This window comes from Geomicrobium sp. JCM 19038 (genome assembly GCF_000698125.1).
Taxonomy (GTDB): Bacteria; Bacillota; Bacilli; order Bacillales; family Marinococcaceae; genus Geomicrobium_A.
Window position 1 is genome coordinate 85,708 of sequence record NZ_BAXA01000007.1, and the last position, 16,942, is coordinate 102,649.

Annotated in this window: 16 protein-coding genes and 1 pseudogene; 10 read left to right on the top strand and 7 right to left on the bottom strand. The window is 42.4% G+C overall.

The window, feature by feature from the left end; translation table 11 throughout:
• The first annotated feature begins 13 nt into the window (after positions 1-13).
• The 5 genes and pseudogenes from JCM19038_RS10470 (at position 14) to JCM19038_RS24440 (ending at position 5,049) form a co-directional block, all read left to right on the top strand.
• Positions 14-1,576, top strand: coding sequence for an ABC transporter substrate-binding protein (locus tag JCM19038_RS10470; RefSeq protein WP_052361449.1), 1,563 nt, complete (start codon positions 14-16; stop codon positions 1,574-1,576).
• A gap of 479 nt (positions 1,577-2,055) precedes the next feature.
• Positions 2,056-2,990 (top strand): annotated as a pseudogene (locus JCM19038_RS23610) (ABC transporter substrate-binding protein).
• Between the two features lie 164 nt (positions 2,991-3,154).
• On the top strand, positions 3,155-3,355 hold the full coding sequence (locus tag JCM19038_RS20795) for a hypothetical protein (RefSeq protein ID WP_052361455.1): 201 nt from the start codon (positions 3,155-3,157) through the stop codon (positions 3,353-3,355).
• A 108-nt stretch (positions 3,356-3,463) separates the two neighbouring features.
• On the top strand, positions 3,464-4,432 hold the full coding sequence (locus JCM19038_RS24435; RefSeq protein WP_052361457.1) for an ABC transporter substrate-binding protein: 969 nt from the start codon (positions 3,464-3,466) through the stop codon (positions 4,430-4,432).
• The gene (locus JCM19038_RS24440; RefSeq protein ID WP_052361461.1) at positions 4,429-5,049 is read left to right on the top strand and encodes an ABC transporter substrate-binding protein; all 621 of its coding nucleotides are present in this window, start codon (positions 4,429-4,431) and stop codon (positions 5,047-5,049) included. The genes JCM19038_RS24435 and JCM19038_RS24440 overlap by 4 nt, the downstream gene beginning before the upstream one ends.
• 37 nt (positions 5,050-5,086) lie before the next feature.
• Here the strand turns inward: JCM19038_RS24440 and JCM19038_RS10485 are convergent, their stop codons facing one another.
• Positions 5,087-6,469, bottom strand: coding sequence for a M20/M25/M40 family metallo-hydrolase (locus JCM19038_RS10485; protein WP_042417592.1), 1,383 nt, complete (start codon positions 6,467-6,469; stop codon positions 5,087-5,089).
• 93 nt (positions 6,470-6,562) lie between these two features.
• On the opposite strand from JCM19038_RS10485, the gene JCM19038_RS10490 reads away from it, so the two are divergent.
• From JCM19038_RS10490 to JCM19038_RS10500, 3 genes are all read left to right on the top strand, one after another.
• On the top strand, positions 6,563-7,111 hold the full coding sequence (locus JCM19038_RS10490) for an FGGY family carbohydrate kinase (protein ID WP_081831757.1): 549 nt from the start codon (positions 6,563-6,565) through the stop codon (positions 7,109-7,111).
• Positions 7,098-8,018: an FGGY-family carbohydrate kinase gene (locus JCM19038_RS10495; protein WP_042417599.1), complete on the top strand. Its 921-nt coding sequence runs from the start codon at positions 7,098-7,100 to the stop codon at positions 8,016-8,018. The genes JCM19038_RS10490 and JCM19038_RS10495 overlap by 14 nt, the downstream gene beginning before the upstream one ends.
• Positions 8,019-8,090: 72 nt before the next feature.
• Positions 8,091-8,864 (top strand): tyrosine-protein phosphatase, encoded by a 774-nt coding sequence (locus tag JCM19038_RS10500; protein WP_042417603.1) that lies wholly within the window; start codon positions 8,091-8,093, stop codon positions 8,862-8,864.
• 124 nt (positions 8,865-8,988) lie between these two features.
• Here JCM19038_RS10500 and JCM19038_RS10505 read toward each other — a convergent pair whose 3' ends face one another.
• Together JCM19038_RS10505 and JCM19038_RS10510 are read right to left on the bottom strand one after the other, a co-directional pair.
• Positions 8,989-9,384, bottom strand: coding sequence for a hypothetical protein (locus JCM19038_RS10505; RefSeq protein WP_307190004.1), 396 nt, complete (start codon positions 9,382-9,384; stop codon positions 8,989-8,991).
• Complete coding sequence (locus JCM19038_RS10510) at positions 9,381-10,178, bottom strand: DUF3100 domain-containing protein (protein ID WP_042417605.1); 798 nt, start codon at positions 10,176-10,178, stop codon at positions 9,381-9,383. Before JCM19038_RS10510 ends, JCM19038_RS10505 begins: the two co-directional genes overlap by 4 nt.
• Before the next feature lie 438 nt (positions 10,179-10,616).
• Between JCM19038_RS10510 and JCM19038_RS10515 the strand changes: the two genes are divergently transcribed.
• A complete protein-coding gene (locus tag JCM19038_RS10515) occupies positions 10,617-11,792 on the top strand; it encodes an acetyl-CoA C-acetyltransferase (RefSeq protein ID WP_042417609.1) in 1,176 nt (391 codons plus the stop codon).
• 22 nt (positions 11,793-11,814) lie between these two features.
• Positions 11,815-13,410 carry a long-chain fatty acid--CoA ligase gene (locus tag JCM19038_RS10520; protein ID WP_042417612.1) on the top strand — a complete coding sequence of 532 codons (1,596 nt, stop codon included), beginning with the start codon at positions 11,815-11,817 and terminating at the stop codon, positions 13,408-13,410.
• A gap of 156 nt (positions 13,411-13,566) precedes the next feature.
• Here the strand turns inward: JCM19038_RS10520 and JCM19038_RS10525 are convergent, their stop codons facing one another.
• From JCM19038_RS10525 to speB, 4 genes are all read right to left on the bottom strand, one after another.
• On the bottom strand, positions 13,567-14,367 hold the full coding sequence (locus tag JCM19038_RS10525) for a sulfite exporter TauE/SafE family protein (protein ID WP_042417615.1): 801 nt from the start codon (positions 14,365-14,367) through the stop codon (positions 13,567-13,569).
• A gap of 109 nt (positions 14,368-14,476) precedes the next feature.
• Complete coding sequence (locus JCM19038_RS10530; RefSeq protein WP_238554377.1) at positions 14,477-15,526, bottom strand: dicarboxylate/amino acid:cation symporter; 1,050 nt, start codon at positions 15,524-15,526, stop codon at positions 14,477-14,479.
• Positions 15,490-15,690 carry a hypothetical protein gene (locus JCM19038_RS23620; RefSeq protein ID WP_238554378.1) on the bottom strand — a complete coding sequence of 67 codons (201 nt, stop codon included), beginning with the start codon at positions 15,688-15,690 and terminating at the stop codon, positions 15,490-15,492. The genes JCM19038_RS10530 and JCM19038_RS23620 overlap by 37 nt, the downstream gene beginning before the upstream one ends.
• A 159-nt stretch (positions 15,691-15,849) precedes the next feature.
• The gene (gene speB / locus JCM19038_RS10535; protein WP_042417619.1) at positions 15,850-16,794 is read right to left on the bottom strand and encodes an agmatinase; all 945 of its coding nucleotides are present in this window, start codon (positions 16,792-16,794) and stop codon (positions 15,850-15,852) included.
• Positions 16,795-16,942 lie beyond the last annotated feature (148 nt).

The window sequence follows — 16,942 nt, forward strand, 5'->3', positions numbered from 1 at the left end:
AGGAGGATCATAAATGAGTGTACGTAAAACCAAAATGACAGTTGGAGCAATCGCGTTTTCATTATTATTAGCTGGGTGTGGAGATTCAAATACGGAAGAATCGAGTGCGGTGGAAGGTGCAAATGGAAGTGGTGGCGGGACGTTGAATTTTGGTTATAGTACACAGCCGGAAGTTCTTGATCCTCATTTTACGACGGCTTCTGCAACGAGAGATTTAGTGCGACCAATCTATGAATCATTGGTTACGTTAAATAGTAATTATGAAGTCATTCCAATGTTGGCAGAAAGTTATGAAGTGAGTGAAGACGGTAAAACAATCACGTTTTCTCTTCGAGAGGGTGTCTTGTTTCATAACGGTGAAGAGTTAACTGCAGATGATGTGGTTGCTTCGATGGAACGTTGGCAAGAGATCGCAAATGTTTTACCCGATGCAAGTTATGAAGCGATGGACCCGTATATCGTTCTGTTACATTTAGATGAGCCGAACAATACGGCGCTTCATTTGCTAGCCGATATTAGCCAAATGGCAGCGGTAATGCCAGAAGAGATCGCTGTAGATGCTCCTGCAACGGGGGTTACGGAGTATGTAGGTACAGGACCTTATGAATTCACTAATTGGAATCAAGATCAACATGTTCACCTTACCCGCTTTGAAGAGTACACCGGTGTAGACGAAGAAACGGATGGTATGGGTGGCGCAAAACACGCGTACTTAGATGAGATTTACTTCCAATTCGTACCGGACTCACAAACGAGGGTTGCGGGCTTACAAACTGGGGAGTATGACTTAATTAATGGATTGCCATATGACAACTATGATATGTTTGAAAATGATGATTCGGTAGATTTACGTACGATGCCAAGTGGGATGGAAGTTCTCGTATTTAACAAGAAAGAAGGCTTATTCTCAGATCCACTTGCACGTCAAGCAATCAACGTAGCTTTGAACAAAGAACCGATTATGCAAGCGGCGTTTAACCATGAGGATTTTTACAGTATGGAGCCTGCATTGATGATTGAAGATCAAGCGGATTGGCATACTCGAGCAGGCGAAGAGAATTTTGAAATTAATGATCCAGACCTTGCCCTTTCAATGCTAGAGGAGGCAGGATACGACGGTGAAGAGATTCGCATTCTGACTTCAAGAGACTACGATCATCACTATAATGTGTCGGTCGTAACGCATCAGCAATTGCAAGAGATGGGCTTGAATGCAACGTTGAATGTTGTCGACTGGGCGACGTTACTCAGTTTAAGAGAAGACCCGTCTCAGTATGAGATTTTCGTAACGTCATTGTTTATCTATGCAGTTCCTCATCAATATCCGTTTTTGAACTCGAGCTGGCCAGGCTGGACGGACAACCCGGGTTACGAGGAGTACTTTGATCAGATCGATCAAGCGAATGACCAAGATGAAGCCCTTGCAATTACAGAGCAGTTACAAGAGTTGTTCTATGAAGACGTTCCTGTTGTCAATGTCGGGCATTACGATACGATCGATGGTGTGAAAACTCACGTCATAGATTACGATCAACTTATGGGCCCAATCCTTTGGAATGTTCAGCTTGATGAGTAATGGCTCACCTTTTCATTGATTAATGATGGTTTATAAGCTACTTCGAAGACGACAAGCTTTGAAGTAGCTTACTTTTTTAGAAAGACTTTATTTAGAAAATAAAGTCCTTCATCCTTATTTTCATGATCATAACATAAAGGAATATGACAGAAGTTGTCTAAATAATTAAGAGAAGTTTTAGGCGTTCATTATATAAATCAGGGAGGTAAGGGGTTTTGTTAAAGTCTAAGTGGGTATGGTCATTCGCTCTTATGTCAGTACCAATGGTGTTAGCAAGTTGTTCGAACGAAACAGAAAGTGAAGATGCAAGTTCTGCTGAAGGAGCAGAAGAAGTTGTCGGCGGAACGTTTAATTATGGATACGGGACACAGCCGGAAGTGCTTGATCCTCACTTTACGACGGCTGGTGCAACGCGTGATTTAGTTCGACCGATGTATGAATCACTTGTGACGTTAAACAGCAATTATGAAGTTGTCCCGATGTTAGCGGAAAGCTACGATGTAAGTGAAGATGGCAAAACGATTACATTCAACTTACGAGAAGGCGTTCTATTCCACGATGGTGGGGAAATGCAAGCAGAAGATGTGGTGGCTTCGATGGAGCGTTGGCACGAAGTTGCAAACGTGTTACCAGAATCAGCGTATGAAGTCGTTGATCCTTATACGGTGGAATTGCATTTGGAAGAGCGTAACAACTCTGCACTCCATTTAATCGCAGATATTAGTCAATTAGCGGGGATTATGCCTGAAAAAATTGCGAGTAACGCTCCGATTACAGGGATTACAGAGTATGTAGGGACGGGCCTTATCAATTCGAAGTCTGGCATCAAGACCAACATGTACAACTCGTTCGTTTTGAGGAGTATACAGGTGTTGAAGACGAAGCAGATGGTATGGCTGGGCAGAAAAATGCCTATATAGACGAGATTTTCTTCCATTTTGTTCCTGACTCACAAACGAAAGTCGCCGGACTTCAAACGGGCGAGTACGATTTAATCAGTTATGTTCCGTATGACACGTACGAAATGCTTGAAAATGACGATTCGCTTATTGTTCATACGATGCCGAGTGGCATGGAATTTCTCGTGTTTAATAAGAAAGAGGGCATTTTCTCAGATACAAAAGCTAGACAAGCGTTTAATATGGCAATCGATAAAGAACCGGTGATGAAAGCTGCCTTTAATTATGAAGAGTTTTATAGTATGGAACCAGCACTTATGATTCCTGATCAAGCGGATTGGCATACGCGAGCAGGAGAAGAGCATTTTAATGAGTATGATCCTGATCGCGCACTAGAATTGTTAGACGAAGCAGGCTATAACGGTGAAGAGATTGTTATTCTAACAACAAGAGACTACGACCATCATTACAGTGTGTCGGTCGTCGTACATCAGCAACTGCAAGAACTTGGCTGAATGCCACATTAAATGTCGTAGACTGGGCAACGTTACTTAGTCTAAGAGAAGACCCGAGTGAGTTTGATATTTTTGTAACGGCTTCATTTATTTATGCCGTTCCGCACCAATATCCGTTCTTTAATAGTGATTGGCCAGGTTGGACGGATCATGAGAATTATGACATGTACTTCAATCAAATTGATCAAGCCGAGAGTCAAGAAGAGGCGCTTGAGACTTTGGCTGAGCTTCAACAATTCATGTATGAGGATATGCCGGTAATGAACGTCGGTCATTACAGCACTATTGATGCGACAAATGACCGTGTAGAAGGGTACGAGATGTTAAGTGGACCGATTCTTTGGAACGTGCAATTGGCAGACTAAAAGTTGTCCGAATAAATGATTGAAAATTAAATCTAATTCTGTATAATGAAAGTCATACTTTAACATAGTAGAGTGTTACAACTTTAACGTGGGAAGATGGGGATTATCATGAAGCTACGCAACAAGTATCTAGCGCTTGGGATCGTACCGTTCATGCTTGCTGCTTGCGGTGGGGATGACAGTTCAGAGACGACAACAGATGCGAGTGTTGACAACAATGATGCAACTGAGATTTCAGGGGAATTGCAAATTGGCTATAGTGCACAACCTGACACGATGGACCCGCACATGAGTCCTACTACAGCAACAAGAGATGTCAGTCGTAACGTCTTTGAAACGCTCGTTGCAGTGAATGCCGATTATGAAGTATCACCAATGTTGGCAGAGTCTTTTGAAGAAAGTGAAGATGGGAAAACAATTACGTTTCAATTGCGTGAAGGGGTACTCTTCCATAACGGGGAAGAAATGACTGCCGAAGATGTGAAAGCATCGATGGAGAAGTGGACTGAGTACTCTTCAATCGGACGTTCAAACTTGGCGGATGCGGAGTTTATCATAGAAGACGACTATACGTTTGTGATTGAATTACCAGAGCGCAATTCAGTGATCCTCCATGTTCTTGCAGAGATTGGGCAATTTGCAGCGATTATGCCAAAAGAAGTCGTTGATGAAGCAGGTCCGACCGGAGCGAATGATATTATCGGTACAGGGCCGTTTGAATTTGTTGAATGGGCAACAGACCAACACATCCACCTCACGCGTTTTGACGATTATGTTGCGCGTGACGAACCTTCGAGTGGATTAGTCGGTGAGAAGAATCCACAATACGAAGACCTCTACTTTAACTTTGTTTCGGATGCATCTACTCGAGTATCTGGACTTCAAACGGGTGAGTATGACGTCATTATGGCTGTACCTTATGACAATATTGATCTCATGAATTCCAATCCCAGTATCGAAACGATGATCACACCGAGTGCAGTAGAAGTTGCTGTCTTTAATGAGCTAGAGGGCGTGTTTGAGGACCCACTCATGCGAGAGGCGGTTAACGTTGGGATTAACAACGAAGCATCATGACTGGCTCTGTAACGAGTGATCAGTTTTATAAGTTGGATCCAGGTTTGATGCTTGAGGAACAAGTCGATTGGTATACAGATGCAGGAAAAGAAAACTACTTCCAAAACGATGTTGATCGAGCGAAAGAATTGTTAGATGAGGCTGGATACGACAATGAGCTCGTAACGATTATGGCGACAAGAGATTATGATCATCATTATAATGCGGCCATTGTCCTTCAACAAGAACTCGAAAAACTAGGGATGAATGTCGAGTTAAGTATTATTGATTGGGCAGCAATGCAAGAAGAAATCTATGATCCTAGCGCTCATGACATGTTCGTATCATCCTTTGCGACACGCTCCATTCCTCATCAATTCCCAGTGCTTAGTAAACGCGCAGAGTTTGCAGGCTGGACACAAAGTGAAGAATTGGATCGCTTGTTAGATGAGATCAAGTTACAAGAAACACAAGAAGATGCACGAGCGGTCTTTGCGGAGTTACAAGAACAGTTTTATGAAGATTTACCGATGATTAATATCGGTAAATTCCACACCATTACATCGATGGATGAGAGTGTGGAAGGGTTTGACGAGCTTGTCGGTCCGATCTTCTGGAACGTATCGTTGAATGACTAAATGAAAAGTGCCCACCTTGGAGTGGGCACTTTTGCATTTAAGCAAGTGTCGTTCTTTTTTGAAGCAGTTCGTCTTTTGTCATTTGACTGGCTGCTTTCATAACTTCGCATGTGCAAAGAATGCCTTTGTAGAAATTGTCCACAACGAGGTTTTCATTTGGGGAATGGTTGGCTTCATCGGCATTTGCATACGGGACGATTACAGAAGGGACACCGAGAATGTTTGTCCAAACGTGATTAGGCAGGCTGCCTCCTAAACTCGGTTGAATAAACGTTTTTCGTTCGAATGAACGTTCTGTTGCCTCCCGAACGGTTTCGACGATTTGGTAATCGGCAGACGTTCGTGACGGTGACATCGCTCCGATTTTTGCGACAGTAATGTCTGGTGCGAATTTAGAAGCATGCGCTTTGAACCGTTCAAAAATCTCATCAGGGTCTTGATTGTTCACGAGACGCATGTCCATTTTGACAGTTGCTTCACTTGGAATGATCGTTTTGGCCCCTTCACCGCTATAGCCACTGGAAAAGCCGGCAATATTAAATGTTGGTTCAAAGCATAATTTTTTGTAGTAATCAGCCTTTGATAGATCGATTCTTTGATCCCCAACTTGTTCTCTTAATTCTTCAATATTGAAAGGGAGTTGTTCTAATAGTTGACGCTCAAGGTCAGTTGGTACTTCTACGTCATCATAAAAACCTTCTATTAAAATGTTGCCTTCGTCGTCTCGCATCGATTGGAGCAACTCGATAATTTTCCAAGCGGGGTTTTGAGCAATGTTGCCTTTGTTGCCAGAATGATTATCGAAATCGGATCCCTTTGCTTTTAATTCGACGTAGAGCATGCCCCTAGTACCGAGTAATACATACGGGTTGCCACTTGATAGCATAGGACCATCAGATGTGTACACAAAGTCAGCAGCGAGCTTTTCTTTATGGGTTTCAACGAAGGTAGGTAAATTTTTACTGCCGATTTCTTCTTCACCTTCAAAAACGAATTTCACGTTCAAAGGGAGTTCCCCAGCTGTAGCGATGTACGTCTGTGCAGCGAGAATTTGTGCGAGCATTTGACCTTTGTTATCGCCAACGCCACGTGCGTAAATTTTGCCATCGCGAATGGTCGGTTCAAACGGCGGGCTTTTCCATTCTTCTAATGGATCTGGAGGTTGTACATCGTAGTGACCATAAATGAGCATCGTTGGTGCGTCATCAGAGACGTGTTGTTCAGCATAAACGACAGGGTGGTCCTCGGTTTCTATGATCTCAACGTGAGTAATGCCTGCTTCTTTTAGTTTGCCAACGACAAGTGCCGCACAATCACGGACACCATCATTTTGTGCGCTAATACTTTTTTGACGAAGCAATGTAAATAAATCGTTCAAGTAGTGATCTTTGTTCTCTTCAATATGTTGTTTGAAGTTCAATTCTTTTCACTCCTTTTATAAGTCATTGTATCGTAAAATGAAGATTCAAAATATAAAAGATCATAAATTTCAAACAAATAGAAAGGGGCGTTCATGATGCCTTATGTAGCTGCTTTTGACATTGGAACTTCAACGATAAAAGCTGTACTCGTCGACGAGCATGGTCACATGCATCACAGAAAAGAACAGGCCATTCCTACCATTCAAAATGAAGAGTACCGTGAACAAGATCCAGAAAGTTGGTGGACCATCGTTCAAGAATTAAGCCATGAATGGTGGAAAGAAGGAATCAGCCCATCGACCGTACATACCATATCATTGACTGGCCAGATGCAAGATTGCATACCTGTAAATAAAGAAGGAAAAGCAATCCGTAACGCCATTCTTTACTCTGACTCACGTGCACAAGAAGAAGCAGAAATCATTCACAAAGCCATTCCCAACGTAGTGAAAGTGACCGAGAATTATTGTGATGGATCAATGGTATTTCCGAAATTGTTATGGTTACAAAGAAATCAACCGAGCATATATGAACAGATGCATGCTTGTTTAGTGAATGCGAAAGACTATATCATTTTGCAATTAACAGGCCAGTTTGTGGCGGATGTTGTTACAGGAGCACGACAGGATGATGAACTTTGAACAGCAGCAATGGGAGAAGAGTTGGCTAGTAGATGTAGGTCTAGATCCGATGATGTTACCAGAATTACATTCAGCAGGGAAAGTTGTTGGTGTTGTTCAAAAGCATAATAGTGCAGGGTTTATTGAGAAAACAACGGTATTGTGCGGGACTGGTGACGCAGCCGCATCGTCACTCGGGGCAGGGGTATTAGTTCGGGGAACGAGTTACCTGTATATCGGCTCTACTGGGTGGACGGCATTTTCAACAGATCGCAAAAATGAGTTGTATGAGGGCGCGTTCAAGCTTCCACATCTTGATGATGTTCATTTTCTCTCGATTGCACCGATGCTGAATGCAGGTAACGTTCATCGTTTTGCAGTTGAACTTTTGTCGGATGGCGATTATGTAGCTTTTGAGAGCATCGTGCATTCGCTTGAACCATCACTTGATCATCCCTATTTTCTACCCTATGTCCATGGCGAGCGATTTCCAGTTCACGATGCAAATGCAACAGGCTCATGGTCTAATTTGAAGGCAACCACGTCAAAAGCTGCGCTTTGTTTTAGCGTATTAGAAGGGTTATCGTTGAGTATACGACAGCTCATGACCGATTCAGGTGAAGAGAAACCAACAGAGATTATAGTGATTGGCGGAGGTACGAAAAGTCATGCTTGGTGTCAAATACTTGCTGATAGTACAGGCATAACAATTTACGTTCCGGATGATGCAGAGTGGTTACCAGTCGTTGGTGCTGCGTCACTCGGTGGGCGTTATTTGAACTGGACCAATTCGTACGATGAATGGAGTAAAGCGGTTATTGCCCGTCTCGGACAGAAGCGGTATGAACCAGATCAAACATTCGATCATTTATATAAAGTACGATATAGGGAATTTGTCAAAATCTATCCTAAAATAATGCAGAAATAAACCAAATATATAGTTTAATAGAACTAGTTATATGTTACAATGTGATCAAAAGAGCGAATGGGAGTGAGTCTTTTGATTGATATCCATAGCCATATCCTTCCACATATTGATGATGGAACACGATATATTCAACGTAGCATAACGTCGCTTGCACGTGCGGCTCAAAATGGGGTTACGCACGTGATTGTCACTCCCCATCATGGGTACAAGAATTATCATAACCCCCGAGAGAAAATTCTCGATGCAACCCTTCGATTGCGGTTACGAGCGAAGAAAGAGCGGATTCCAATTCTTATTTTTCCTGGTCAGGAAGTCTTGATTCATGAAGACATGATGAATGGATTAAATACGGGGGCACTTTGTACATTAGCGGATGCTGGACAGTACTTACTCGTTAGTTTGCCACAAGACACCATTCCTTCCTTTGCGATGAAAGAATTAAGCGAATTGCAACGTCACGGAGTTGTGCCAGTACTTGCGCATCCTGAACGTCACCCGCTCATACGCAAAGATCCATCTTGGCTCTATACGCTTGTTCAACAAGGCATTGTGACACAAATTACTGCCCCAAGTCTGCTTGGATATTCTGGTAGAAGAGTGAAGCGTTTTGCAATCGATTTAATTAAACATGATCTCGCTCATTTTATTGCGAGTGACACGCACGGCGTAGGGCAAGACCGTTATCGAATGAAAGAAGCCTATGCGATTGTTGAGCGCCATTGCGGAACAAACAAAGCTGTTTTATTGAAAGATAATTCTGATTTATTAATGCATTGTCAACATATATTACGTAGCGAGCCAAGAGTATTGCACACAAGACGAGGACTACTAAACGGATTTGCATAAGAAAACCCATCACATAATGAGTCGCACCAATGAAATAGAGTTTTGGTGCAACGCAAGTGATGGGTTTTTTATTAGATAATCCCTTGAAAACGAAGAACGATTTCAGCAATGATTGCAGAACCAATTAACGTTCCAAATAGAACAAGAAGACAAACGACCATGCTTTCCAGCCCATTTTCACAAAATCGGTCCATGAACGACCGATGGCAATCCCAGCATAAGCAAGAATTGGGGTAGCAATCGCGAGTAACTGGATGTTGCTCGTCCACTCAACAACATAAGGTCCCCACGGAAGACTAGGTAAGGAGAGGATAATCCCAATAATGATCACATAGACGACACTCGGAATTTTCACTGGGATCAATTGACTCAATAATTGGCCTAGCGACGCGATCAGGATCAAGACGAGCATCCCAAGAACGGCTTGAATGGAGAAGATATCGTATCCAATCCAGTTACCGATTAGTGCTACCGTACCTACGATGAGCATCAATAGGAAATATTCTTGACTATTTTTCATTGGTTTTCCCCACCTCGCCACTTCCAGAACAGTTTATAAAGCTTTTCTGTAATCGGTAATGCGATGAATATACTAACAAACAACCCAGTCGCATATGTTAATAGATTACTTGCGCCAGCAAATGCAATAATTTGCGTTTCTAATTCAGGATAAGCAGCAATTAAAGAACCAGAGGCCGCTGCCATCATACTTCCACTACCAACACCTGCGGCCATCGCTAACGAGAGTGGATGAAGTGGTGTGAATGTGGCGAGAAAACCAGAAATAAGTCCATAGAACATCGCTCCGAATACTGTACCGAATACATATATGGCTGTGACTCCACGACCTTCGGCGGATTCAAATCCAAATTTATCATAAATAATTCCAAGATTGGATTCCCGCCCAATACTATGGGTCATACCAATACTTTCACGCTTCATACCGAGCAGTAAGACGGCAACTGGAAGTGCGAGAAAAACCGTTCCGAAGTTTCCGATTTCTTGAAGTAATAGCGCGGGTCCTGCTGCAATGACATTCCCAAGATCGGGACCGATCGTAACACCGATTTTTGCAATTAATAACGTAACAGCAATCGTAATAATTGGTTCGGCATTTTTTGATTGTTTCTCTTTAATGATGGGTGTGAAATAAAGAATAAGTCCAAATACAATGGCAAAGAGCATCGGCAGAAGTACGATCATTCCCGGTCCAATCGTAAGTTCAATAATACCGACTGCCTCAGTAATGAGAACAATTCCAAGCACGATAACATGTAGACGCCAATCTTTTAATAATTGTGTGATCTCAACCATCTTCTGTCCCCCTTAAGTGCTTCAATCTTTACTTCCCCTCGTTCAATTGACTTGAATGTACCCGATAAATTTGAGACGTTGGTTTAATTTCTATGAATAATAAGTATTCTAAAATCATTCACCCGAAAGAGATTCGTAATTAGTATCGGAATTGCCATTTCATAGTGTTATAAAAGTCCGAAATTAATCTAGGTAATTAATCATCGCCAATGGATGTTAATAGTTTACTTTTGAATAGTATCCAAATCAAGTATTTATTTTACTAATTCTGAATAATGGCTAGGATGGATGTGGCGCACTTCTTTTTTTCATGGAAAGTAGCTAACAAATTGGAAAATTTGTGATAGTATAAATGAATGAAGATTCATTAAACATTGAAATGTAAGCGTTTTATCACTTTGTTATTCTAGTAAATCAATCTGTAAGAGGAGCGGTATTATGAATGAGATTTATTTGGTTGAGGCGAAACGAACAGCAATTGGGACATTCATCGGTAGCTTAAAAGGGCTCTCAACCGTTGATCTTGCCGTTCCACTCGTCTCTGAAATGATGGAGAAAACGAAGCTTCCAAAAGACGTCATCGACGAAGTGATCGTTGGGAATGTATTTAAAGCCGGGGTGAAAGGCAATCCAGCACGGCAAATCGGAATCCATGCGGGTCTTTCTGAAGAAACGCCTGCGATGACGATCGACAAACAATGTGCGTCAGGTTTACGAGCAATTACACTTGGAGCGATGCAAATCGGAGCAGGTGAGAGCAACCTAATTCTTGCTGGTGGTGCTGAAAGCATGACAAATGTTCCGCGCCTTTTGATGGGAAGTCGTGAAGGACAGAAGATGGGTGATGCAAAGCTCGTTGATAGTCTTACTCATGACGGGTTACACTGTGCCATTCAGAACTATCATATGGGTGTGACGGCAGAGAATTTAGTGCGTCAATACAATATTACACGTGAAGAACAAGATGAGTTTGCATATCAAAGTCAGGTCAAAGCATTAAAAGCAATTGAAAACGAACGCTTCAAAGAGGAAATCGTACCATTATCGGTCAAGTCACGCCGTGAAACGATCACATTTGATACTGATGAAGGTCCTCGTCATACAAGTGTAGAGAAGCTTGGGAAACTATCATCAGTCTTTGAAAAGGATGGTACCGTAACAGCAGGGAATGCCTCAGGCTTAAATGACGGGGCAGCGTTTACGATCCTTGCATCTAAAGCTGCGGTTGATCAATACAACTTAAAACCAGTAGCCAAAATTAAAAGCTATGCAAGTGCTGCAGTTGATCCTTCAATTATGGGCATTGGTCCTGTTCCTGCGACTAAGAAGGCGCTAGAGCGAGCAGGCATGTCATTAGACGATATTGATCTGTTTGAATTCAATGAGGCGTTTGCTTCACAAGTAATCGCTGTTAATCGAGAGTTGAACGTTGATGAGAGTAAGATTAACGTAAATGGGGGCGCGATTGCACTAGGGCACCCTGTCGGATGCTCAGGAGCTAGAATTGTTGTCACACTATTACATGAACTACAAAAACAACAAAAGCAACACGGTTTAGCAAGCCTTTGTGTCGGTGGCGGACAAGGTGTCACGATCATTGTAGAAGCACTATAATCCATGTGGAAGGGTGATTGGAATGGAAAGAAGATGGTTTTCGTCGTACCCAGAAGGAATAGAGCGTAACGTAGACGTTGAGATTCAAGAAACAACAGTCGTTGATTTTCTTGAAGATACAATTAAAGCCTCGCCAGATCATCGTGCAATCGTATTTGAAAATGAATCGTACACATACAAGGAGTTTGGACAAATTGTTCGTCGAGTAGCGAGCTCCCTACAAGACCAAGGTGTCAAAAAAGGCACTCGGGTTGCGTTAATGATGAACAACTCACCGGACTACGTGTTCTCTTACTTTGCGATTCTTTATGCGGGTGGTGTTGTCGTTCAAAACAATCCAATGTATAAAGAGCGTGAGCTTGGCTACCAACTTACCGATTCAGGTTCTGAACTATTAATCATTGAAAAGTCGCTACTTGACGGATTAGAAGGCATCTCAGACATTGTTTCGAAGATTATCGTTGCAAGAGCAGATGACCATCCGAAGTACGATACGTTAAAGAAACTAATCAATTTAGGTAGTGAAGACTTTGAGCCAGTAGCCATTAAGCCAAAAGAAGACTTAGCAGTGTTGCAATACACGGGTGGAACGACAGGTGTATCAAAAGGCGCTAAGCTTACACACTATAACTTAGCCGCAAACGTCATTCAGACTGATGAGTTCGTTGGTTTGCAAACAGAGAAGCAAAAGGAAAAGCTATTAAATGTATTACCGCTATTCCACGTTTACGGCATGACTGTGTCAATGAACTATTGCATCTACTTACAGTCGACGTTGTACCTCGTTGAGCGGTTTGAACCGAATAGTATTTTGGAACTTTTACACAATGAAAAGATTACGATGCTGCCTGGAACGCCAACAATCTATGTAGCGGTTAATTCTGCTAAAAATATCGAACAATATGATCTTTCTGCTATTCATACGTGTCTTAGTGGGTCAGCGCCACTTCCAACGGCAGTTCGCGATCGCTTTTGCGAGTTAACAGGAGCGAATTTACTGGATGCCTACGGGTTAACTGAAGCATCTCCTGTTACCCACTGCAACCCAATCACAGGTGAATCGAAGCCTGGTAGTATCGGCATTCCGATATATGGTACCGATTGTAAAATCGTCGATTTAGAAGAAGGATTAACGGAGTGCAAGCCGAATGAACCGGGTGAACTGATCGTTAAAGGTGCTCAAGTAATGGAAGGGTATTATAAACGAGATGATGAAACCGAAGAAGCTCTCCGTGATGGTTGGCTGTACACTGGTGATGTTGCGTACATGGATGAAGATGGGTATTGCTTTATCGTTAGTCGTAAGAAAGATGTCATCATTGCGAGCGGCTACAACATTTACCCAAGAGAGATTGAAGAAGTGCTCTATGAGCATCCAAATGTTACGGAAGTTGTCGTCTGTGGTATTCCAGATGCATACCGAGGCGAAACGGTTAAAGCATTTATCGTGAAGGAAGACGCTTCCAAAGATACCGAAGAAGACTTTATTGCGTACAGTAAAGAACGACTAGCGAAATTCAAAATTCCTTCTCAAATCGAATTTAGAGAAGAATTGCCAAAATCTAAAGTAGGAAAAATCCTACGTCGAGTACTAATTGAAGAAGAAACATCGGTTTAAGACAGGCGCACCCGAAACGTTCCAGTTTCGGGTGTTTTTTATATGTTTTATAAAATGTGTACGTTGAAGCTGATAAAAGATTAAACACTGTTCTTAACAAAAAAACTTTAGCAAGTTGAAAGGTCATAACGGTTGGTTCTAGTCCTCAAGTATGAATTAACCAATAATCATAAAGATGACTACAATTGCTAAGAGAACCAAGTAGGCTTTGGAAAAAATCTTATCCGGTAACACTTGAGCAATACGCCTGCCGATCGGGACACCTGCAAACCCACCAATCGTAAAACCAATCAATGCGGGTATGTAAATAAATCCAAGTGTGGATGCTGGCATATCTGTTGCGTTAGCACCGAGAATCATATACGTCGTTGTCCCGACAATGGCAATCGGCAAACCGAGTGGTGTCGCTAACGCCACGGCATGGAGCATGTTAAGACCGCGCTTTCGTAAATAGGGAATGGTCATCACACTACCTCCAATGCCGAGCATTGAAGAGATCCAACCAATAAAGACGCCACTAGCCCCAGCATAACGGCGTTTTGGGAAACGGAAGTGACTGTCGGTAATTGCTGTGGTGAACGTTTTTTTGATGATGTTCGAAACGATTACATAAAGCAAGAAACCGATAAAGGCATAGCGAAGCCACTCACTTTCAATAAAACTAGCAGCGATTGCTCCGAATAGTGAACCGATTGCAATAAAGATTGCCAAATAACGAAAGACAGGCCAATGCACATTGTCTTGTTTGGCGTGATTTAGCGTCGAGTTAAACGAATTCACAATCATCACCGCGAGTGACGTACCGATCGCTGTGTGCATGAGGTAGGCATGGGGAATGGATTCTGGTAAGAACGCATAAAGAATCGGAACAACGATAAAGCCTCCGCCAAAGCCAAAGAGACTAGACATAATTCCAATGAAAATACCAATTAACGTGAAGAGAAAAATCGCAAGCATCTGTTCCGCCTCCAACTAATCTAGCTCGTGGTGTCTACCTTCTTATCGTACAACGAAATGTCGAACGATGCGGCAGAAATTTCAGTCAAACTAAAAAAGGATGAGCGTATCATCCTTTTTTTGCGAGTCTATGATCTTCAGAGCGTTGCAGAAGTGTCGCGTTTGCTGCATTTCCTAGTACGTTAAGCATCGTTCTAAATCCTTCAGTAATACGGTCAATCCCTGCAACGATCGCAATTCCTTCTAACGGAAGACCAGCTGCAGTTAAGACGGTTGTCATCATAATAATTCCTGCCCCTGGAACACCAGCAGTACTAAACGATACGAGCAAAGCACTCACGAAAATCGTTAGAACGAGCGTAAAGGTTAACTCAACACCGAACAATTGGGCAACGAAAATGGCGTTGAATCCTTGAAGGATTCCTGCTCCATCACGCTTAAGTGCCGTTCCAAATGGAATCGCAAATCTAGAAATCTGCTCATCCAAGCCTGCTTTTTTGGCACCGTCCATTGCAACCGGTAATGCTGCATTGGAGCTTGCGGTACCAAATGCTAATGTAAATGCAGGCATAAAGCCTTTAAAAAATGCTTTCGGATTTGCACGTGTTACAGATAAAAGGAGAGCATACAATGCAATCATGATAAAGATTGCTGCGATTAACCCGAGAATGTACACCGCTAAGTTAGCAAGAATTCCGAACCCTTGCGTCGCAACCATCGAAGCAATTAAGCTGAATACGCCAATTGGAGCGATGATTAAGACGAGCCCGAGAATCTTCTGGACAATTTCATACGTGCTCTCGATGAAATTCATAAACGGTTTCGTTTGTTCATCTTGCAATAAATTAATCGCTGTACCGACGAGCGCTGCGATAATGATTACTTGTAATAAATTTCCAGACGCGAGAGATTCGAATGGATTACTCGGGACAATGCTTACGAGCCACTCCATAAGCGGTTGCCCTTCATTCGCATCAGCGTCACCTGAACTAATTGGTTCTGCACTATCACCAGGACGGATCGTAATCGCGACGAGAATTCCGATCACAATAGCAAATGCAGACGTACCGACATAAAAACTCATCAGCTTTGTTGTATATCTTGCAATGTGTCCCGATCCTTTTAACTGCGTAACACCAATGACGAGCGCGACAAACACGAGTGGCACAACAATGAGTTGAATCGCTCGTAGAAAGATCTCCCAACTGGCGAGAGTACATACTCATCAAGCGGTGCAATCCAGCCTGGTGCGAGCAAATTCAACAACCCACCAAATACAATTCCAGCAAACAGTGCAATAAAAATACGAGTGGATAACGACAAGCCCTTCACCTCAGTCTCTACAATTCAATGAGTTTAATTGTATAGGACGGAGATAGGCTTGTAAATAGATTAATCCTATATAATTACTGGGATTTTTGTTTTTCATTCTCATAATAAAAAGACTGGCTTTCCACCAGTCGATGCTAAGTTCAGTGTTAATTAAGATTTATGTTTTTTATTATAGGCAAGCAACGCAAGAAATTTAGCCGCAACGTGAGCTGCATTAAGTGCAGTGGTTCCAGCTGGATCGCGATCAGGTAAGACTTCAACGAGGTCAAAGCCGATGAAATTCCCTCCTGCTACACCGCGAAGCAGTTCGAAAGCTTCCGTGTTCGTAAACCCACCAACTTCAGGAGTACCTGTGCCTGGTGCATATGTCGGATCAAGAAAGTCAATATCGAAAGTCAAAAACGTTGGCGTATGGCCAATGCGTTGATTGGCTCGCTTAATCACTTCTTTTATGCCCATCTCACGGAAATCCAAAGCAGTAATGACTTCATAACCAAGTTCACGATTGTCTATCAAATGTTGCTTCGAATACTGACGCATGCCAATTTGAATGGACGTTTTGGTATTTACAATCCCTTCTTCAACAGCACGACGAAACATCGTTGCGTGCGTGTACTTCTTTCCTTGAAAGGAACTGTCCCACGTATCACTGTGAGCGTCAAAATGTAACAAGCTTACAGGTCCGTATGCCTTTGCGGCTGCACGGAGGTGAGGCAGTGAAACAGAATGGTCACCACCAAAAATGATCGGTACGATGTTGTTAGAGAAAAATGGAACGAGTTGTTCTTCAACGCGCTCATAATTTTCTTCAATAAATCCTGGAGTGATCGATAAGTCGCCATAATCTACGCCGGACAAATCTTCAAAGAGTTCAATGTCAAATGCAGCGTCATAAGAGCTAATTCTCATTGAGCGACTTCGAATGGCTTCTGGACCGAACCTTGCACCAGGTGCGTTTGTTACACCAGTATCAAAGGCATGTCCCATAATCGCATAATCAATGTGTTCGCGCGTTTTCACATGGGGCAAATGCATAAAGGTTCGTATGCCTGTAAATCCTGCTTCTTCATAATCGGTTGCTGGTTTATAATGCATATTGACCACCTTTTTGTTGTAATTTTCTTACATTTTATCATAAAATAAAACCTTCATATACTGTAATACGAACAAGCAAAAGGTATAAAAATTAACGGACTACATTAAATAGACGTACACTAGTATAGTAATTGTAAGTTCCTACAAA